This window comes from Pseudoneobacillus rhizolycopersici, assembly GCF_054786815.1.
The window spans coordinates 1-19,368 of sequence record NZ_JBTOOE010000021.1; the positions used below are offsets into that span (position 1 = coordinate 1).

The window sequence follows — 19,368 nt, forward strand, 5'->3', positions numbered from 1 at the left end:
AAGTGTTCATTCTTAATTAGCGAAAACTGTTAATTATAGATTAGCAGTTACAACAAATAGACTGAAAACAAAAAAAGGATGCATAAATTCCCGTATAATCTCCGGCTTTATCGGATTGAAAGATATAAGTTTAGCTTACCTTTAGTTCATTATCAAACTAAGATAAAGCAGAGCTACTAAATCATATATTTTTCTTACTTTTTAAAATTATTTTTATTGAAGAATGTATTTTAGATGAGAAAATAAACTAATGTAACACCAATAATTAATACAATGAGTGAAACAATATATCGCTTCGACTCCTTTTGATATTTCCAATCTACAAATGATTGAAAGCCCAATGCTGCTATTACGAAAATTATCCAAAACCACTTCATTGCTTCGCTCTCAATATAAATAAAAATGAAAGTAATGATTCCAAGAGCTGAAAGCATTACCTTCCCCCAAAGGTCAACTGTTTTACCATCTTCAGTGAGTTCTTTTCTTTCATGTCCAACAATGATTAGCCTTAAAATAAAATGTGAAAATGCAAGAATAATACATATTAATCCAATCATAGTAAATTCCCCCTAATTATTTTAACGTAGTATAACAACAAGCAGGATATTTTGGGACCGTTAAAGATTGTTAATTAATTAAAATCGCAATATCTCCTATATATTCCTGCAAATTTGTTTTAAAAGGGATTAATCACAATTTCCGAAAAATAGGCATTTAAGGTGAATAAAAGCAAATCAAAAAGCCCGAAGTAATAGTTTTTTCAAGACTATTTATTTCGGGCTTGATTTTTAGATGCTTATGCTACAATCGCCCAAGATATGGAAAAGATGTAAAAAATACTGGATATTTTGGACTTCTTACGATTAATTGTTAGAGAAAAAAACGCACCCGATAGTTTAAGTGCAAACCTTCACAATACTAACTTAAATAAGTAAATTAAACTTCTTTATATGGTTGAAATATAAAAACTTTGTACCGCAACTATAATTAAGGCTCTGTCAAAGGTAAATGTTTAATGTTGATATTCGATACACATTATTTAGTAAAAGTTACTTTAGTGAGACAAAATAATGAGTAATGACTAAATAAAAAGGAATTAGATCAATGAACAATATAAATGTAGTGATAGGTTATATACTTGTAATCGGTACTATTGGCATTTTTCTTATATTTAAGACAAAAAGAAACAAGAAATTACTGTTAAGATTGATTTTCACATTAATAGTCTTTTTTTCGATTCCACCATCAATTTGGTTTATTGTTGTTGGTCATTTGGGATGGATAGACTCATTAATTCTCGTTGGGCTTTTTCTTAGTGTCGGCATACTAACAGTGGTTCCGTTTTTAATTAATATTAATCAATCTTCAAAAAAAGGTAACAAAAAGTAACCTTGTTTGGTTCTTATTTTTCTTTAGTCGTAGCAACGAAAATACTTAACGGCGTATCAAAGAATTTTTATTAGCATCATTTGTATTTGAAATGACAGACACATATGACAGTATGCGATTGGGAAATTTTAATGTATATTATTTTCGCCTGCAAAATCCTTTGATATTTTTATGAACTCAGGGGATAATTTTCTTTAATAAGAGGTGGTGTTTTGGGAATCCAAAAATGTGACAATTGCGGTTATCAGTTTACTTGGATGGAAATACAGAAAGTTAGTCGAGTGAATTATAAACCACTTGTATGTTGTAAGTGTGGAACAAAACATAATGTTTCCATACAAACAAGGCTTACTTTAGGTCTTTCAACAGGAATAATGGTGGCTATTTCATTGTTCTATTTGAATAATGTTTCATTTGGTTTAGGGATATTGTTTGTAATATTATTTTCACTTGCAGTCATCATTCTGTTTCCTTATTTTGCAAGGTTTAAAGCATATAAAAACCAATAAACAAAACAACTATTTAACTAATTGCCGATACATATATATATCGAGAACAGGGAAATCCATAAGAAATGGTTTCCCTATTATTTTATCTAATTATCAACATTAAAAATTAACAGAGCCTATAATAAAAACTCGTATAATATCGGCTTTCTTCAGTAGTAGCTTAAGCTATAATCGAACGTCGTTAGTAGAAAAGTGGGGAATAGATTATTAAAAGAACTCCTAGTAAAATAAGAGCAACAATAATAATAAATCAGTGACTAAAAAAAATCTTTTTCAGTTAAGATTTTTTTTATTTATCCGTTTCTTAACTTCCTCCTCATATTTTTCCACCAGTTTATTATTATCGGTAATACCATATTTCTTTTCTAATTCAAGTCTAAGTTTTAACCAAATGACATTTTTTATATATATGTCTCTGTCGAAACCGTGATTTAGCTCTTCCAATGACAAGCCTAGTGCAGCTGCATATGCTAGGTGTTGCGGTAAATCACTTGTATCTGGCCCTTCTTTTATATAATTATCAATTTCTTCTTCCGTTACAGTAATACCATATTCACTTTTTGCAATTTCCTTCCATACTCTATCTTCTTCCATGTTCTTTTTAGATAGTTGAACTACCTCCTCAGCAGTCAAATCTGTTTCATAATAGAGTTTCTCCCATCCTAAAGTTCTGATAATCCATTTCTTTAATTTTTCATCAACCTTATAACGATTAGCCTCGGTTACCACAGCATCTAATTCCCTTTTATAATCATCATAAGTAAAAGTTTCCAGCATCCTTTTTTGTTCTTCTTCACTTTTCATCTTTATTTCCGGTAGCGAAATTGTTTGAAATTCTGAATCACCGTTATTCTGTAGAATAAGACTAATAAGCAAAAATCCTGAAATTAACAATAGCAAGATAACCGCTGCAGCAGGGGCAAAGAATCTTAATGTTACCTTCTGCCGTCTTTTTATAGCCTTCTGTTTTATTGAAGTTGCAAATTGAGTAGCCTCTGAATCTGTTAGGTTAAGTTGATTCAAGATATGGTCATCAAGAGCTTTTTTGACATTTTGTTTCAAGTCATCCATCAAAAATCAAACCTCCTTTTCAAAAGATCCCTGCCACGAATTAATCTTGTCTTCACTGTATTTACACTTAAATTAAGCAGACTACCGATTTCATTTGTGTCTAGATCCTGATAATAATACAGAATAATAACTTCTCGATATTTGACTGGAAGTTCCATAATCAAATTTGCGAGCTCCTTGTCCCTGAAATTACTGATGACCTTTAATTCAACATCATTTTTGTCTAGTTCTTCCTTGGCTAACCAATTAGTAATTTGAACCCTACGGTATTGCCAGCTTCTTAGATAGTCCTTAGATTTATTCACTGCTATCTTTATTAGCCAATTCTTAACAGAACTATCTCCGCGGAAATGATCAAGATTGTTATAGGCTGAAAGAAATACCTCCTGTGTAATGTCCTCCATTGCATGATGGTTTTTTACATATGAAAAAACGATCTTTCTTATATCATTGACATAAGCCAAAACAATTTTATTAAAATCAATTAAATCTTCTCTTCCAGTAAGGTCCACATTCTCCCCCCCAATTTTTCTTTTCAAAAATAAAGACGAAACCCAAGGTATATGCGGTTCAAAAATTTATACTAATTTTTAGAAAGGAAATCTTAGGGTCACATTAACCTTTTTTCAGTGCAATTTTAAGAAGTTTCAAAAGTTACCTTTGCCTTAACTAGTACCATTATAAGATTTACATTTTCCACTATGGTAAAATTAACAAGAAAAATTAAGTTACTAGACACCAAACCTCCTACTTTACTAGAGCCCGTGCAAAAAAAGCCGAGTTATACAAGTTTTAATGAATAAAAACTCGTATATTCTCGGCTTTCTGTAATAGCTGCTTATGTAACGATAGCGTCATTACTTCCATAAGGTTTTATATTATTTGCTGTTAGTGTTAATACAGAAGATGATCTTGCATCTCCCTACTTTCACTCTACGACCCGTTTTTTTTAATACATTTCTTTAATGGGGTTTACTTATGTATTACCCTTTAAGTAACCTGCTCTGGTAATCATTAAAAAGGAGATGATTGCCCCCCTTTTTGCCTTTATCTATTGGAATTTAAATAAGAGTTTTCTTTATAAGTAATATCGCATTCAGGAAGTCCACACATTTTTAAAGCAACTTTAATTCTTCTATCAAATCCTTCCTTAAGCTCTACATAGGTCTCAGAAGCAATGGAAGACTGCCAAGCAAATTGGAAGTGCAGTATATCCTGATTCTCTTTTTCCAATGGGGTAAACGCCATATCTTTAGTTGTGGCCTGAGCATTCGCCTGAGCACATAAATTTAACAAAAATACTTCCAAAATCTTTTTTTCACGTTCATTTAAGTCAATTTCGTTGTTAGAAACTTTTACATCAACCATTGCAATGTTTATAGTAATCCCGTCCTTTAATTATGATCTGTAGATTGCTCCGACCGAAAATAAAAAAATGTATTTAACATATAAATCCCTCCTATTTTTCTACCTTTAAATATTCCACAAAAGTACAATAATTCCTTTTTTAGGAAATTGTTTTTCCCATTTGCTGGATTTCTAAACAAAAAAAGCCAAGGTAGACAAGTCTTGGTGAATAAAAACTCGTATATTCTCGGCTTTCTGAATTAGCATCTTAAGCTACAATCGCACCCGTTTACTTTAAGTATATTTCTTCACAAACACATTAAGATAATTTGCTTATATAATGGTCGACATTTTTTTCTCCTTCTTTAGATATAAATTTGACAGTAAATAAACATACGTCTTCCTTATCCACTCCGTTTAGCTAGTTAATGTTTAAATCAGTGGGGACGATTAACCACTCTTCCGTTCCTTTTTTATTTCCCTAATAGCTATCCATACACCCATAAATCCCGCAGCAGATGAAGCTGGAAAACCAATTAAAAAAGTATCCCATTGTCCTGTAAGCAATGAGATAACTACAAAAACAACTGGAAAACCAATTAATACAAACAATGAAAGAAATAACCCTAATTTAGTGCCCTTTTTCACTTTGCACCCCTTCCTTTCACTTTATATATATGCTTTATTGCATTATTCGAACTTCTTATATCTACGAATAATTATAGAAATTTTTAAAACTTTTTTTGAACTAGCCTGCCCCTTTACTCCCTAAAGGAATGAAAATAAGCCAAAAATAACAAGTTATGTAACAACTTGCATATTTTTGGCTTAACGCGATACATCCTTATGGAAGGATTGCACTCGTTACTCCCTTAGCCTAAATGGATTGTTTTATTCATTAGCCATAGTTAAAAAAGAGTTAGCTTGTTAAAAATATAACTGCAGCAACAGAACCGATTCCAGCCAAGGTCATAATAATTCCCCCAAATCGTGTTGACAAAACATACAAATCCGAAGGCTCCGTACCATCGTTTGATTTCCAACTCTCTGTAATACGCCAAATAAATGAAGGTTTAATAATCATTGAAACACCAATGATTATTAGAATTACTCCTAATAGAATCATTTCATATTTCTCCCCTTAAAATCGTCTGTATCTTAAATATACGGACTTTCCTTATTAAAGTTTCCATTTAATGGAGCAGATTTAACCACTACAAAAACAAACTATTTACTGGATTCGATTTTCCCATTTTTCATTAAAATCATTTATTATCCCTTATGCCACTAACCTACATCTTTACAAAATCTCACATAGCAAAAAAGCCGAGATAAACAAGTTTAAATGAATAAAAACTCGTAAATTCTCGGCTTTCTGAATTGGCTGCTTAAGTAACAAATGCTCATCATTAGTTACATATCATTAGCTGTTAATCACTATAATTATCTGCCTTTTGCTTTGCGTAAATTCCCGCCCTCACTAGCCCAATAGCAAGAAGGGAAAGCAACCCATTTAATATTATCGCAAACATTGCTAATTCTTTAACTTCAAAAACATATGAAAAAATTAAACCTGCAATCATACTAAGAAGAACTGTAATAATGAAATAAAGTCGAGGAAATATAAAACTAATGAGCCCGCTTATTAAAAGTACAAATGCACCCATGATAAAAAAATGAATAGTAAACACCATTAATAACATTTTAATTTCCTCCTTTCCCATATTACATAGATATATTCAACACATTTTTAAATTATCCTTTAGCACCGATGGTACGTTTGTCTATGAAAAGATTTATACACCTATTCCTAAATTATCCGTACATAATTAAAAATGTGTAATAACCTTTTTTAAATTAAAACTCAATATTTCCTCCAATCCCTTACTTATCTGTGTTATCGATAATGGATTATTTACTAAAGATTTATATTCGCAGAATATCCGCTTAAATCCTCCCAAGAGTAGATAGGTCATCTGCCACTAAACTGCCCCGTTCGTATTATAAGGTTAACCAGATAAGAAAATATTTCTGGTTGACCTTATTTTTTTTGGTCTTATTATATCAGTAGCCAGGGTAGAACGTAACTGCCCGTGGGGCTTAGACCCCGTGAACTAAACCGTTCGCCCCCTACTTGTAGAAACATGATTGAGGCTGGTTGGGACTTAGATCTCGTATAACAAGCGAAGCTGTGACACTGCATAGAGGAATTAGGGGTACTGGTAAATTACTAGTTTAGGAGGAGATTTAGAATGAATCCAGTCGTTGGTCTGGATGTATCAAAAGGAGAAAGTCAGGTACAAGCGTTTTTGGATTAAGGGAAACCATATCGTAAGAGCTTTAAAATACCTCATACTAATGAGGGTCTAAGTTTATTAGAAGAATTTCTTGAGGAAATTCAGTCTGAATCAGGAAAGAAACCATCGGTTATATTAGAATCAACTGGGCATTATCAAACTTCTGTCGTTCAGTATTTAGAGGAACGTGGATATTTATTAATAATTATTAATCCTCTTATTTCCTACAAGGCAAGAGCATCCAGTCTTCGAAAGGTAAAAACAGACGCAATTGATCATATCTTCTATGTGAATTGTTTTATAAAGAGGATTTCGAGCCATACAAAAAACGTGGAGTCCAGTTGTTAAACCTACGGAATCTTACAAGACAACATGAGAATATTACTGGTGTCATGATTCAAACAAAACTTCAATTTCAAGCCGTCCTTGAACAAGTGTTTCCTGAATATGCAGGGGTTTTTGGGGATCTATATTCGGTAGTATCACTATTAACTCTTTCAGAGTTTTCATCATCTGAAGATATATTAAATACGGATGAAGAAAAAATAGCGGACAAGATACTAGAGTTTTGTAAGAGTCGTTCTATCAGGTGGGCAAAAGAAAAAGCCAAGGATCTAAAATCAGCGGCTTTACGTAATCCGTTCGAAAAGACTATATACCAGAGTCATATATTGAGCCTTAGAATTTATATAAATATACTACTTCAGTACAAAGAGCATCTATCGAAGTTAGAGTCAGAGATAGATACTCTCGCTAAAGAAGTTGAGGAATATAATATCATCAAATCTATCCCTGGAATTGGAGAAAAGATCGCTGCAACGATTATTTCTGAGATTGGGGAGATAGATCGATTTAATGACCCTAAAAAGCTCGTTGCTTTCGCAGGAGTTGATCCTAGTGTATTTGAATCAGGCAAATTTTTCGCCACCAAAAATCGAATCACTAAAAGAGGATCAAGTAGGCTTAGACATGCACTCTATATGGCTGTTCGTTGTGCGATTCGTGATTGTCGTAAAAAGAAAACAACTGATGAAATAATCCCTCGTAATAAAAGAATGCGAGAGTATTACGACAAGAAACGTGGAGAAGGCAAGCCCTTCAAAGTAGCTGTGATAGCATGTGTTAATAAGCTCTTACATTGGATTTTCGCCCTTTTAAAGAATAAAACTACTTTCCAAGATATATCTTAATGCCTAAATTTAACTAAATATCACAATACCTTCCAGAATCATAATAACGGTAGGTTATTTGGCATGCTTATTTTTAGTATATCATGTGAGTTTTAATTTTTTTATTGAAAAATATTGACATACTATTAGCTGGTTTAGAGTTCCATAACAACAATTACAAAAAATTGTATAAATATAAGTAACTATACAATTTCTGTTGCTACCAACTTCACTTCAGAAGTAGCATACTTGCAAGAAAATTAGAATATAAAAATGCCCAAGTAAACAAGTCATCCTAAATGGCTTGTTCACTTGAGCATTAAGAAACTCTTTTTTTAACATTGCTATTTCCATTAATTACAATAAAACTCATCTTTAAGAATACTCATCCTCGACCGATCAACATACACTCCGTTTCTTAGTCGATCTTGGCGTAATATACCTTCTTCTACAAAACCCATTCGCTTATAAGACCGAATCGCCTTTTCATTATCTACATCGACTCTAAGCCAAATTTTGTTAAGGCTACGTTCACGGAAACCCCAAGTTAGCATCTCACGCATGGCAGATAATCCATAGCCCTTGCCCCAGAAGTTTTTATCCCCAATGGTGACCCCTAATTCTGCATGCTTGTTCACTTTATCAATGTTCTTCAAATCCACCCAACCAATATGTACACTGTTCTCCGTTTCAATTGCTTTCTGTTCATAACCATTGGTTTTATCTATGCACATTTTAATCCAAATGCGAGTTTCTTCTCTACTAAAAGGTGGATATTTCTCAGGCATATTTAGGTATTTGGTTACTTCATGATCTAAACACCATTGATAGCGGTCCTCGACATCGTCAAGGGTTAATTCTCTTAAGGAGACCTTTGGTAATCCCATTACTTTCATTCCCCTGCCCCCTTATTGATTAAGTTTTGCAACCAATCTATCTTTTAAAGAGCAACTTAATTTTCATTTATCCTTCGTATGCTTTTTTTAGCTCTGCAAGATCAAATTTTTTCATTTTCAGAAAGGCTTTTGTGATCCGCGCAAGTTGCTCAGGTGTGCTCTTGCTCATCATCTCGTTCATATCACTAGGTACAATTTGCCAGGATAACCCATACTGATCTTTTAACCAACCACACTGCTCAGATTCGGGTACTGCAGAGAGCTTGTCCCAGTAGTGATCAATCTCTTCTTGGTTATCGCAGTAAACGATGAATGAGATGGCCTCGTTAAACTTAAAGTTATGTTGGTGTGCACTATCCATTGCTGCAAACCAATGATTTTCTAAGCTGAAATCAGTGAACATGATGGTACCTTCTTTGTCAGGTTCCATGCCTTTTGGATAGCGAGTGAGCTGTCCCTGTTTTGCGTTTTTAAACACGGATAAATAGAATTGGATGGCTTCTTCAGCCTTGCCGCAGTTATCTCCGACAAATAAAAGTGACGGTACAATGGCTGGCCTCTCCTCACCTTCGGGATTACTAAGGATTAACTGCCAGGACAAACCATATTTATCCTGAATCCAACCAAACTTTTCACTAAAAGGATACTGACCAAGTGGCATTAATGCTGTGCCACCTTCGGACAATTTGTTCCAAACCTCATCTAATTTATCACTTGCGTCTTTTTCTCGCGATGGATCAAAATTAACGATGAATGACACGGACGGATTGATTTTAAAAAATGGTCCCGCACTGATTGCCATGAATTTCTGTCCCCATAACTCAAATGATACAATATCGGAATCACCTGAAGGTGTGTTGCGGATTGTTGTTACATTTGTAACCTTGGAGTCTGGGAATATGGAAGTATAAAACTCAGCCGCTTCTTTCGCTTCCCTTTCATACCATAAATGCGGAACAATTGTTTGACTTTTTGACAAAGTGATTCCTCCTAAGTTTTTGGAATGTACAATATTACCCAAATTACAGCATATTTCCCCCAAAAAAGCTAACAGAACATATTCGGGGATGAAAAGGTATTGGTGTTCAAATGTCTGGTATTTAAAAATATCATTTTAGGAATACTTCAGGAAAAGATCACCGATCACTATTCTTCTACTCTACTTAAGACTTACTCAACCTTCTTAACAGGGACATAAATATCCATCTGCTTGTATTCATTTCCCCAGCATCTTTCATCGTACCACTCGATTTCGGCTCCCCCACTATGCTCATACCCTGAGGTTGGAAGCCATGTTTGAAAAACATTCCCCCATGTTTCTTGGATGCTTTGCGTAAAGGTTTCATTCGTTGCATTCGGTGTGGTAAAAACGGCATATTGGCTAGCTGGGAATGTTTTATAAATCATTCCTTCTGGAACCTGGTCTGTTGGTTCCACTTCCATGCCAATCAAATAGGTAAAGCTGCCATCATGAAAATCGGTACAAATACCTAATTCAACATTTGGTGAGATTGGGTTGGGAATATTGTTTCGAAGATTATTTTCCAAATATTCTTGCCAAAATTTTGGAATATCTGAACTGTTCTGCCCGTTAAGAGTGGTGGTTTCAATACCATACCCTAGGACGTGAAAAACGGGTTTTTCGATTATTTTCGGTTTCATGAAACTCCTCCTATTAGCATGTTCTCTACTCTATTAACTATTATACAAGTACCGAAGATTTCCTGCTTTTCATGAGAAAAAGGTTGGGGAATGGTTGGGGAGCGGACATAGATTCCGTTATATCTTAAAAATGGTCGTTTTATAGACTATTGAAGACACTGAATCCGTTATTCACTAGATTCAACGCGAAATGAACCCATTTTTTATCAAATAACGGAATGTGTGTCCTCCATCCCTTAAAAACGTTGACTTTATCCGCAGATAGCGGAACCTATGTCCGGTTGTCTGGTTGGAAAAATAAAAATATACTAGCCTTGCAAAACGGCCATATCCTTCCTCCGGTAAATGGATAGCACGATTCCGATCAAAACGGCATTTAGGACAGTTGGCATTAATCCGTAGCTCATAAAAGGTAGTGAAACGGCAATGATAGGCACCAATCCTATCGACATCGCTACGTTGGTCGCTAATTGACCTACATAAAGGCCAACAACGCCAATAAGCAACAGCTTGCCAAAGGTATCTTTTATTTTTAACGCAACGAACATCATTCTTACTGCAAGTAAGCTAAGAATAACCACTAGAGCTGCGGCTAGGAGCCAACCGTAATAATACGTAAAGGTAACAAATACATAATCCGTATGAGCCTCAGGCAAGAATTTGGCTTCTCCTTCAAATCCAAACCAGCCTGCATTGGCCAAAAACTCTTTCAAACGTATATAAATGTTTCCAGACGTCATGGCATGATCTTCTGGAGACAAAAAGCCAAGCAATCTTAACTTCTGGTATTCTTTTAAGTAATTCCAAGAAATCACGCCAAAAAGGATACCCAATCCTATAGCAGAACTTAATAAGATGGTGGCTGTTTTTTTACCAAATTTACTCCAAAAAAGCATTGCAAACACCATAATCGTATAAATATAGACGTTTGGCAAACTTGGTATCGACAGAAACAAATAGATGGGAATTAGAAACAGTCCAATAAACGACCAAACCTTCAATCGGGTCTGATTGAAAAAACTGGCCCAGGCGAGTAAGAATAAGGGAATTGCCATCAGGCTTTCAATCGTTAAGGGCCCTATTTCAATCCGGGGAACGCCACCGATTATTCGGTTAGATATGAACTTTATCGCTAACAGCAGCAGGATACCTAATCCATAGAAAAGCCACCCTTTCGTTTGCGACCTGCGATAATCAAAGAACATGATACCAACAGCCAATAAAGCACCGAGAAGTACGATAATAACCTTATTTTTTAGAAAAATAGTGGTTGCCATATACCCGTTTTGTCCCAGGGCCAACAGGGGCAGGAAACCTAACAGTAAGATTACACCTAACAAAATGAGCGTCCACCAATCCATTTTCGGGCGATGGAGCTTATTCATTTCGATTCCAAGTTTTGTAGGACTTCCCATACTCTCAATCGCTTTAGCCTCTGCCTCGGATTCCGTCAACCCTCTGTCTATCCAACTTTGTTTCGATTGCTTAATATGATAGGTCAATTCGTCCACGACAAACTGCTTTGCTTCCTTTGATTTGATTTGTTCGGTGACTTCTCTCAGGAATATCTGCTTGCGATTCTTTTCCACTTACTTGCCACCACCCTCAAACAAAGCCCTAAACGCTAGCCGTTTTTCCGGTTGTTTACTTTCAGATTTCTTTAATAATTTTCTCCCTTTATCATTGAGCTCATAGTATTTGCCACCGGATTCATCCCAACTTGAACGTAAGTAATCAGATTGCTCCAATCGATGTAATAAGGTATATAACGTCCCTTCCTGATCTTGAAACGATTTAATCCCTCTTGCCATCAGTAGCGAGCTTAATTCATAACCCGTTTTCGCTTGAACAAGTAGCTGCAAAACGGCCAACTGGATATCCGATTCCGATTCATTTTGTTTGGCTCTTTCCAATATCTTCTTTTTATGCTGATCTGTAAAGGTAAGCTCACTAAATGTGCGTTGATCCATGACTTTCTTTAGGTTTTTTAATCGGTCCTCCATCACATACCCTCCAATCTTTCTTTCAGAAGTTCTTTCGCGCGTCGGAGTCTCGTTTTAACAGTATTGTCATTCGTATCTGTCAATACCGCAATTTCTTTAATCGACAGTTCTTCATAGTAATATAAATAAATCACTTCCCGATATTGGATAGGTAGCATCATAATTGCCGAAATCAGTTGATCATCCTCTTCTTTTTGAACGACTTTATTTTCGATATGATCCTTGTTTGTACCTTTATATGCCATCCCTTCCTCACCAGGAGTGACGACATTCCTTTGATACCAACTTCTTAGAAAATCCTTGCAATGGTTAATGGCAATCCGCCACAACCACGTTCTCCATTTGGACTTCCCATTAAACGTATCAAGGGACTTGTAGCACTTCACAAATATATCTTGGGTCAAATCTTCCGCGATCGTTTTATCTTTCACATAAGAATAAACAAGCTTTAAAATATCTTGTCCATATACATTCATTAGTTCATCTAAAAGGACTTCTTTATCATCGGCTTCTATTGCTGCAGCAATAATATCTTCCATAGCCGTCCCTCCTTTCAATAGTTATAGACGAAACACCCTTAGGGGAGGTTTGATTATTTTAAAAAAACTTTGTTGGTTTTATTTTATCATTTATTAAATGGCTGTCCTAATCGTTGTTTTGTTCGGACTTGATTACGGTTTTTGGAGTATTTTATGTCTGAACTCATGCCAGGTTCGGACTCGTTTTCAATTTTTGGGGCTACTCCTGTCCGAACTCATCCCCAGTTCGGACTCGATTTTAGATTTTTAAGCCTTTCCTGTCCGAACTCATCCCCAATTCGGACTCGGTTTCAGATTTTTGAGCCTTTCCTGTCCGAACTCATCCTCGGTTCGGACTCGATTTCAATTTTTGGGGCTACTCCTGTCCGAACTCATCCCCAGTTCGGACTCGATTTTAGATTTTTGAGCATTTCCTGTCCGAACTCATTCCCAGTTCGGACTCGTTTTCAGATTTTTGAGCCTTCCCTGTCCGAACTCATTCCCGGTTCGGACTCGATTTCTGTTTTTTGAGCCTTTCCTGTCCGAACTCATTCCCAGTTCGGACTCGATTTCAGTTTTTTGGGCTACTCCTGTCCGAACTCGTCTCCAGTTCGGACTCGATTACAAATATTAGAGCTAGTCCTGTCTGAACTCACACCCATTTTTCCTTTTGTCTCAAATCTTTTATCAAGAATGAAAAAACATGACCCATCCCATATCGGATAGGTCATGCTCATTGTAATCCGTATTCAACTTTGAACAGTGGACGGCTTTTTAAACACTTCCATTTTCCCCCAACTGTTAACAACCTGTTCCATCACACTAACTCCAGCTGTTAGCCTCAGGTCTCTTTTACCGTCATTTGGGCAGCCTTTCGTGCCCTTAAAAATTTAACTAGATTCAAGACGATGACTTTAGCGACAGCATAGGTTGGAACAGCTAAAATCATGCCTAAGACACCTGCTAGGTTGCCGGCAACTAGTAATATAATAATGATTGTGGCCGGATGGGTATCCAAGGATTTGCCTAAAATCATTGGTGACAGGAAGTTTCCTTCGATTTGCTGAGCAACAAGGATGACAACAATGACCAAAATACCTTTCATGGGTGATTCAAAAAAGCCGACGAGCAAGGCAGGTGCTCCACCGATGATGGGTCCAACATAGGGAATGATATTGGTAAAAGCGATAATAAGCGCTAAGGTTAACGCATATTTTAAATCGATAATCAAAAAGCCGATAAAGGCTAAAGTTCCTACCGCGAGGGCAACCATGACTTGACCTTGAATATAAGCAGAAAGAGTTTCTCCTGTTTCTTTTAAAATTCTCAAGCCTTCATCTCGATAGCCAGTCGGAATAAAATTGGCCACAGCTCGCGGAAATTTATGACCATCCTTAAACAGATAAAATAACAGCAACGGTACAGTAACAAGAATAATGGCGATATTGGTGATCATGCCAAAAATCCCCATGATTCCATTTGTTAGCTTGTTGGGCAAGGTATTAGCATAGCCGATTAACCGCTGTTGCACAGATTGAATAATTTCTGTTTGCTCATCCCGAAATGCCTTAAACTCAGAGGATTTAACGACATTATGAAAAATATCAGTCGCCTCGCGGGCAATAACTGGCAAATTATTAGCCAAATCGCTAGCTTGTTTTGACACGGCTGGAACTAAACTGACGACAGCCAAGGTAATAAGCCCAGCAAAACCAATATAAATAATCAGAATCGCGACAATCCTAGGTATTTTTTTCCTAGCAAGAAAATTCACTAATGGATTCAATAAAAAAAACAGAAATCCCGTAATGAGGAGCGGAAAGAACACCGTTGAAAAGAAGACTCCTACAGGTGCAAACATAAACGAGATTTTAGTTGAAACATAAATAATCGTTACGATAAGCAAAATTTGGATGAGCCAGAATTGGGTTTTAGATTTTGACACGATATGTACCTCTTCGTTTCATATTGATAGATAACCATCCAAATTGTAGACATTTTTGATTGTCCATATACTTTCCCCCATTTGTTTATTTTTCCTACCATAAGTACGAATAAGTTTAATAGAAGTTCCAATTTTATTGATAAAAATCACATTGGAGTTAGACGAGCTTCAGTTTTGATTTCATATACAGTAATTCTCATTTAGTATACATTTTTTGTTCGTATGAGTAAAATGACTAATATGCATAAAATAGAGAGGTCTATATTTCAAAAGCTAGCAATATAGCTTCATTGGAAAAGAGGGATTACTGCAAGTATGAAGTATCTGATCATTATAGGGCAAATTTGCCTTTTGTATCTTTTTTTCTTCATTGGAACTGTCATTCACAATTTTTTCCATACGATCATACCTGGTAGTATTAATGGACTTATTCTCCTATTCATTTGTTTATGCTTAAAAATCATCCCCGTTAAGTTTATTGAGCATGGCGCAGGTTTTATGTTAAGTATGTTAACGTTCTTTTTTATACCTGCGACTGTAGGTATTATGAACTACCCTTCTTTGCTCTCATTGAAAGGTTTATTGTTCTTTTTAGTTGTATTATTAAGCACGGTCATTTCTATTGCTATAGCAGGAACGGTTAGTCAATACTTTGAGAAAGAGAAATCATTTAGGAAAGGATGAAAATGAGTGCAGCAACTTCTATTCGCAGTAGGTATGATTTTACTAACCATTGTCGCTTATTTTGCGGCGATTCGTTTGTTCAAGCGGTATTCGTACTCCTTTTTCATTCCTATTTTAACAGCGACCATTCTGATGATCATCGTCCTTGTATGGCTAGAAATTCCTTATCAAACCTATATGATTGGTGGCCAATGGATTGATTCTCTATTAGGACCGGCAGTTGTGGCATTTGCTTATCCATTGTACAACCAACGACATTTTTTATTAAATCATCTGTTCCCTATTTTAGGAGGCGTATTGGTTGGTGCCATATCTGGAATGGTAAGTGTCGGTTTATTGGCGAAGTTGTTTGGATTTAGCCATTCAATAACGCTTTCCATTATCCCTAAGTCACTTACGACGCCTGTTGCGATAGAAGTGACGAGAGGAATAGGCGGAAATGTTTCGATGGCAGTCATTGGCGTCATGATAGCTGGTATTTTCGGTGCAATCGTAGCTCCCTTGATTTTTAAATACGCGCGAATTCAAAGTTCGATAGGCAGAGGTATTGCCCTTGGCAGCGCCTCCCATGCCTTAGGAACCGCAAAGGCTGCTGAATATAATGAACTTACGTTTTCAATGAGTTCGGTTTCCATGACATTATCTGCCATTATTGGCTCCTTATTAGGTCCCATCATTGTATGGCTACTTGGAATTTGAAGAACGAATCGAAAGAGCATCCATTTTGTATGATGGATGCTCTTTTAGTTGTTATCCTCCTAATTTGAAGAGGCCATTACCTTACTAAAGTGGGATTAGAAAATCTTAATAGAACGGTGCGTATGGCATTGGAGCGTACGGGTATGGCATTGGATACGGCATTGGATAATAAGGGTATCGACCGAATCCTGGACCCGGAGCCAGTAATGCACCTGTCGCAAGGCCACCTAAAAAGCCAAGTCCAAGTCCTAAAAACGGAAAAAACCGATAATCATTTGGATCTATTTCATGATGACCGATATTCCGGTACGCTGGCATATAATAATTATACAAAGTATTTCCTCCTCTATTTTTATAAGATACTACATCTTATGATGATCATGCCTAATTTGATTGGGGAAACGCCCTGATACCAACCAATAAGAAAAATACCACCATTCATTCACATAATAATCCTTTAACGCATTAACGCATGTGGGGACTGTCCCCACATGCGTTAATGCGTTAAAGTGTTAGAGGTATAGGCCGACGATGGTGCCGGTTAGGACGGATCCCATTGTGGCGACTAGGAGGACTTTGAGGCCGACTTTTGCCAGTTGGCTGGCCTTTTCGTTGTTAATAGCTTGTACCGTTCCTAGGATGATTCCGATGGAAGAGAAATTCGCAAATGAAACTAGGAATGTGGATAGGATTCCGACGGTTTTCGGTGAAAAATCCCCCATCACTTTCATTAAATCGAGCATCGCAACAAATTCGTTAGCAGCCACTTTCGTTCCCATAATGGAGCCAGCTCTCACCATTTCGGTATGCGGAATCCCCATAATAAAGGCGATCGGCGCAAAGATATACCCAATTAATTCTTGGAAGGTCATCCCGACTAAACTAGTTAAGATAAAGTTTATCATCGCCAATAACCCAATATAGGTAATCAACATCGCCCCAACAATTAATGCCGTTTTCCCACCGATAATGACACCGTTTCCAATCGCTTCGAACAAAGATTTTTCAGGAATCATTTCCTTGATATCGATGTCCTCATCTTCCTCCTTTGTTACTGGACAAACAATCGAAGAAAGAATTAACCCGGAAAATACGTTAATCGGTAAGGCCACCAAAACATACTCAGCCGGAATCATTTGCATATAGGCCCCTAAGATCGAGCAGGACACTGCCACAAGTGAAGACGTTACGACAATGAACAATCGATTAGGAGAAAGTTTATGTAACTGTGATTTTACCGAAAGGATAGCGGTAGTATCACCGAAAACCATCGAGTTGACGGCAACAAACGATTCCACTTTAGGAAGTCCAGTAATTCGAGCAACCGTCCCACCAATATATTTAATCGCCAGTGGCAAGATCCTCAAATAGGTTAAAATGGACAGTAGTGCTGAAACAAATATAATCATCATCAATACATCTATGAAGAAATACCCCTTCGTTGACAAATCCCCAAACACAAAGGATATTCCTTCCTTACCGAAGGAAAGAATTTTATCAAACAGATTTACAATCTTATGAAGAACGGTTTTACCGATCTTGGTATTGAGCATAAACCACGCAATCAATAGCTGAAATGCAAGCATGATCGCAGCTGCACGATAATTGATATGAGACTTATCGTTTGACATCAACCAGGCGATACATAAGAGCAAAATGATCCCGATTATTCCAACTAATATCGTCATCTGATGAAACCCCCAAACAATTGAAAAGATTTCCAAACCTTTTGTTCATATAGGTGCCAATGAGGATTAACCTTACCATTGTTTCTATGAAAAATGATTTGCCTCTCTATGTTGCCCATTTTCTATAGACTATTATTAGTGATTTTAATAACTTTCCTATGACCATTTACCCAGAAAGATTCTGCCTACGTCTTGCTCGTTTATCTTTATATCGCTGGAAAAACCAGATCGACATGGCAAGCAAAAATCCACTAGCGAAATACCCACTAATCACATCACTTGGATAGTGTACGCCCAAATAAATTCGGCTGATGCCAATCATCAAGATCATGGTGATATTAAAAATTAACAATAAAATACGTCCGCCTTTTTTCGAAATATGGCGCCAAAGTAAAAACGTAAGAATCCCATAAACGGTACAGGCATTCATTGCATGTCCGCTGGGAAAACTGTATCCGCCAATCTCAATTAACCTATGGAAATCAGGACGGGCCCGATGAAAAATACTTTTAAGAATGGAATTTATGATCGGTGAACCAACAATCAGTGCAATAAATAAAATCAGTTCCGCCCGATGTTTCAACACGACATAGAGAAATATTAAGATAAGAATCGAGAGAATCACGGTAACTTGGGCTGATCCGATAAAAGTAAAAAATTCCATCATTGGAGTCAAAACAGGTGACTCAAACCCCTGGACAAACCCAATAATCGAACTGTCAAAACGAACGATTTTGTGAGCGCTGATTAAGAAAGCCATATAACTAAAGGCTACCAGCGAAATCAAACTAATGATAAATGCTTGGGCTAGCTGACCTTTTAAATTGATGGGAATTCCCTCCTGACTGTCTTCAACTGAATATCAAGCGGCTAACTTTTATCATTCCCCATCTTTCTTTCTAAAAATTAATAAAGCCGAAAATACCCAAGTTTCAAATGGAAACTTGGGTATTTTCGGCTTTATGGTGATTACTAAACGATTAAAGGAACAGGGTTAATCAAATATCCTTTTAAAACTTTATTTATTTGCGTTTGCCACCCATTGGACCCATACCATACGGATAACCAGTAGGAACTTGCCCTGGTACTCCCCCGTAAGTAGGATATCCGCCCATCATTTGTGGATTGGCTGTGTAAGGGTAACCTCCTGCCATCTGAGGATAGCCCATATACGGATAGCCTCCCATCGTTTGTGGGTAGCCTCCTACCATTGTCCCAGGATAACCGCCCATCATTTGCGGATAGCCCATTTGACCGCCACAACAGTGTCTTTTACTCAATTCAATCGCCTCCTTTATTTCTCTTGATAGTGTATGTCTACCTATTGGGATAAGCATAGATATCTACCTAGTTTTCGATAAAAAATTTAAAGGAAATATTTGATACCTTACACGTCTGCATGTTATTCGGACATAGAATCCGCTATTACATTAAAATTCACGCCTTTTGTGGCTTTTCCGGACATAGAATCCGTTAATCGGTGATTTTTCA

The 19,368-nt window shown here is 36.5% G+C and carries 21 protein-coding genes and 1 pseudogene; 4 read left to right on the forward strand and 18 right to left on the reverse strand.

Annotated features, from left to right (window positions below; genetic code table 11):
• Positions 1-230: 230 nt before the first annotated feature.
• Positions 231-557: a DUF4181 domain-containing protein gene (locus ACX9YW_RS17750; RefSeq protein ID WP_460348920.1), complete on the reverse strand. Its 327-nt coding sequence runs from the start codon at positions 555-557 to the stop codon at positions 231-233.
• Between the two features lie 1,044 nt (positions 558-1,601).
• On the opposite strand from ACX9YW_RS17750, the gene ACX9YW_RS17755 reads away from it, so the two are divergent.
• Positions 1,602-1,898 carry a TIGR04104 family putative zinc finger protein gene (locus ACX9YW_RS17755; RefSeq protein WP_460348922.1) on the forward strand — a complete coding sequence of 99 codons (297 nt, stop codon included), beginning with the start codon at positions 1,602-1,604 and terminating at the stop codon, positions 1,896-1,898.
• 273 nt (positions 1,899-2,171) lie between these two features.
• Here ACX9YW_RS17755 and ACX9YW_RS17760 read toward each other — a convergent pair whose 3' ends face one another.
• The 6 genes from ACX9YW_RS17760 to ACX9YW_RS17785 form a co-directional block, all read right to left on the reverse strand.
• A complete protein-coding gene (locus ACX9YW_RS17760) occupies positions 2,172-2,969 on the reverse strand; it encodes a hypothetical protein (RefSeq protein WP_460348924.1) in 798 nt (265 codons plus the stop codon).
• Positions 2,969-3,481, reverse strand: a complete 513-nt coding sequence (locus ACX9YW_RS17765; protein ID WP_460348926.1) for a sigma-70 family RNA polymerase sigma factor — start codon at positions 3,479-3,481, stop codon at positions 2,969-2,971. Before ACX9YW_RS17765 ends, ACX9YW_RS17760 begins: the two co-directional genes overlap by 1 nt.
• Before the next feature lie 535 nt (positions 3,482-4,016).
• Positions 4,017-4,337: a hypothetical protein gene (locus ACX9YW_RS17770; RefSeq protein ID WP_460348928.1), complete on the reverse strand. Its 321-nt coding sequence runs from the start codon at positions 4,335-4,337 to the stop codon at positions 4,017-4,019.
• 429 nt (positions 4,338-4,766) lie between these two features.
• Entirely contained in the window at positions 4,767-4,964 is a 198-nt protein-coding gene (locus ACX9YW_RS17775) for a hypothetical protein (RefSeq protein ID WP_460348930.1), read from the reverse strand.
• 271 nt (positions 4,965-5,235) lie between these two features.
• Entirely contained in the window at positions 5,236-5,442 is a 207-nt protein-coding gene (locus ACX9YW_RS17780; protein WP_460348932.1) for a DUF6199 family natural product biosynthesis protein, read from the reverse strand.
• Between the two features lie 304 nt (positions 5,443-5,746).
• The gene (locus ACX9YW_RS17785; RefSeq protein WP_460348934.1) at positions 5,747-6,019 is read right to left on the reverse strand and encodes a hypothetical protein; all 273 of its coding nucleotides are present in this window, start codon (positions 6,017-6,019) and stop codon (positions 5,747-5,749) included.
• Between the two features lie 549 nt (positions 6,020-6,568).
• Between ACX9YW_RS17785 and ACX9YW_RS17790 the strand changes: the two are divergent.
• A pseudogene (locus ACX9YW_RS17790) lies at positions 6,569-7,803 on the forward strand (IS110 family RNA-guided transposase).
• A 332-nt stretch (positions 7,804-8,135) separates the two neighbouring features.
• Here the strand turns inward: ACX9YW_RS17790 and ACX9YW_RS17795 are convergent.
• From ACX9YW_RS17795 to ACX9YW_RS17825, 7 genes are all read right to left on the reverse strand, one after another.
• A complete protein-coding gene (locus tag ACX9YW_RS17795) occupies positions 8,136-8,669 on the reverse strand; it encodes a GNAT family N-acetyltransferase (RefSeq protein WP_460349070.1) in 534 nt (177 codons plus the stop codon).
• A 76-nt stretch (positions 8,670-8,745) separates the two neighbouring features.
• Positions 8,746-9,657: a VOC family protein gene (locus tag ACX9YW_RS17800; RefSeq protein ID WP_460348937.1), complete on the reverse strand. Its 912-nt coding sequence runs from the start codon at positions 9,655-9,657 to the stop codon at positions 8,746-8,748.
• Positions 9,658-9,848: 191 nt separating this feature from the next.
• A complete protein-coding gene (locus ACX9YW_RS17805; protein WP_460348939.1) occupies positions 9,849-10,340 on the reverse strand; it encodes a GyrI-like domain-containing protein in 492 nt (163 codons plus the stop codon).
• Positions 10,341-10,648: 308 nt separating this feature from the next.
• Positions 10,649-11,929, reverse strand: coding sequence for an FtsW/RodA/SpoVE family cell cycle protein (locus tag ACX9YW_RS17810; protein ID WP_460348941.1), 1,281 nt, complete (start codon positions 11,927-11,929; stop codon positions 10,649-10,651).
• Positions 11,930-12,343: a PadR family transcriptional regulator gene (locus ACX9YW_RS17815; protein WP_460348943.1), complete on the reverse strand. Its 414-nt coding sequence runs from the start codon at positions 12,341-12,343 to the stop codon at positions 11,930-11,932.
• A complete protein-coding gene (locus ACX9YW_RS17820) occupies positions 12,343-12,882 on the reverse strand; it encodes a sigma-70 family RNA polymerase sigma factor (RefSeq protein ID WP_460348945.1) in 540 nt (179 codons plus the stop codon). The genes ACX9YW_RS17815 and ACX9YW_RS17820 overlap by 1 nt, the downstream gene beginning before the upstream one ends.
• Positions 12,883-13,702: 820 nt before the next feature.
• On the reverse strand, positions 13,703-14,806 hold the full coding sequence (locus tag ACX9YW_RS17825) for an AI-2E family transporter (protein WP_460348947.1): 1,104 nt from the start codon (positions 14,804-14,806) through the stop codon (positions 13,703-13,705).
• 315 nt (positions 14,807-15,121) lie between these two features.
• On the opposite strand from ACX9YW_RS17825, the gene ACX9YW_RS17830 reads away from it, so the two are divergent.
• Positions 15,122-15,490, forward strand: a complete 369-nt coding sequence (locus tag ACX9YW_RS17830) for a CidA/LrgA family holin-like protein (protein WP_460348949.1) — start codon at positions 15,122-15,124, stop codon at positions 15,488-15,490.
• A gap of 6 nt (positions 15,491-15,496) precedes the next feature.
• Positions 15,497-16,189 (forward strand): LrgB family protein, encoded by a 693-nt coding sequence (locus ACX9YW_RS17835; RefSeq protein ID WP_460348951.1) that lies wholly within the window; start codon positions 15,497-15,499, stop codon positions 16,187-16,189.
• Positions 16,190-16,294: 105 nt separating this feature from the next.
• On the opposite strand, the gene ACX9YW_RS17840 is transcribed toward ACX9YW_RS17835, so the two are convergent.
• The 4 genes from ACX9YW_RS17840 to ACX9YW_RS17855 all read right to left on the reverse strand — a co-directional run bounded on the left by ACX9YW_RS17840 (position 16,295) and on the right by ACX9YW_RS17855 (position 19,157).
• Entirely contained in the window at positions 16,295-16,522 is a 228-nt protein-coding gene (locus tag ACX9YW_RS17840) for a hypothetical protein (protein WP_460348953.1), read from the reverse strand.
• Positions 16,523-16,701: 179 nt separating this feature from the next.
• Positions 16,702-17,877 carry a NupC/NupG family nucleoside CNT transporter gene (locus ACX9YW_RS17845; RefSeq protein WP_460348955.1) on the reverse strand — a complete coding sequence of 392 codons (1,176 nt, stop codon included), beginning with the start codon at positions 17,875-17,877 and terminating at the stop codon, positions 16,702-16,704.
• A 166-nt stretch (positions 17,878-18,043) separates the two neighbouring features.
• Complete coding sequence (locus ACX9YW_RS17850; protein WP_460348957.1) at positions 18,044-18,637, reverse strand: phosphatase PAP2 family protein; 594 nt, start codon at positions 18,635-18,637, stop codon at positions 18,044-18,046.
• Positions 18,638-18,899: 262 nt separating this feature from the next.
• Entirely contained in the window at positions 18,900-19,157 is a 258-nt protein-coding gene (locus ACX9YW_RS17855; protein ID WP_460348959.1) for a hypothetical protein, read from the reverse strand.
• Positions 19,158-19,368: the final 211 nt, after the last annotated feature.

What these genes read in the sequence shown, in the direction of transcription:
- ACX9YW_RS17770 (WP_460348928.1), bottom strand. Translation starts at nt 4,337, where the DNA reads ATGGTTGATGTAAAAGTTTCTAACAACGAAATTGACTTAAATGAACGT.
- ACX9YW_RS17805 (WP_460348939.1), bottom strand. Translation starts at nt 10,340, where the DNA reads ATGAAACCGAAAATAATCGAAAAACCCGTTTTTCACGTCCTAGGGTAT.
- ACX9YW_RS17795 (WP_460349070.1), bottom strand. Translation starts at nt 8,669, where the DNA reads ATGGGATTACCAAAGGTCTCCTTAAGAGAATTAACCCTTGACGATGTC.
- ACX9YW_RS17750 (WP_460348920.1), bottom strand. Translation starts at nt 557, where the DNA reads ATGATTGGATTAATATGTATTATTCTTGCATTTTCACATTTTATTTTA.
- ACX9YW_RS17845 (WP_460348955.1), bottom strand. Translation starts at nt 17,877, where the DNA reads ATGACGATATTAGTTGGAATAATCGGGATCATTTTGCTCTTATGTATC.
- ACX9YW_RS17785 (WP_460348934.1), bottom strand. Translation starts at nt 6,019, where the DNA reads ATGTTATTAATGGTGTTTACTATTCATTTTTTTATCATGGGTGCATTT.
- ACX9YW_RS17820 (WP_460348945.1), bottom strand. Translation starts at nt 12,882, where the DNA reads ATGGAAGATATTATTGCTGCAGCAATAGAAGCCGATGATAAAGAAGTC.
- ACX9YW_RS17830 (WP_460348949.1), top strand. Translation starts at nt 15,122, where the DNA reads ATGAAGTATCTGATCATTATAGGGCAAATTTGCCTTTTGTATCTTTTT.
- ACX9YW_RS17760 (WP_460348924.1), bottom strand. Translation starts at nt 2,969, where the DNA reads ATGGATGACTTGAAACAAAATGTCAAAAAAGCTCTTGATGACCATATC.
- ACX9YW_RS17815 (WP_460348943.1), bottom strand. Translation starts at nt 12,343, where the DNA reads ATGGAGGACCGATTAAAAAACCTAAAGAAAGTCATGGATCAACGCACA.
- ACX9YW_RS17780 (WP_460348932.1), bottom strand. Translation starts at nt 5,442, where the DNA reads ATGATTCTATTAGGAGTAATTCTAATAATCATTGGTGTTTCAATGATT.
- ACX9YW_RS17850 (WP_460348957.1), bottom strand. Translation starts at nt 18,637, where the DNA reads ATGGCTTTCTTAATCAGCGCTCACAAAATCGTTCGTTTTGACAGTTCG.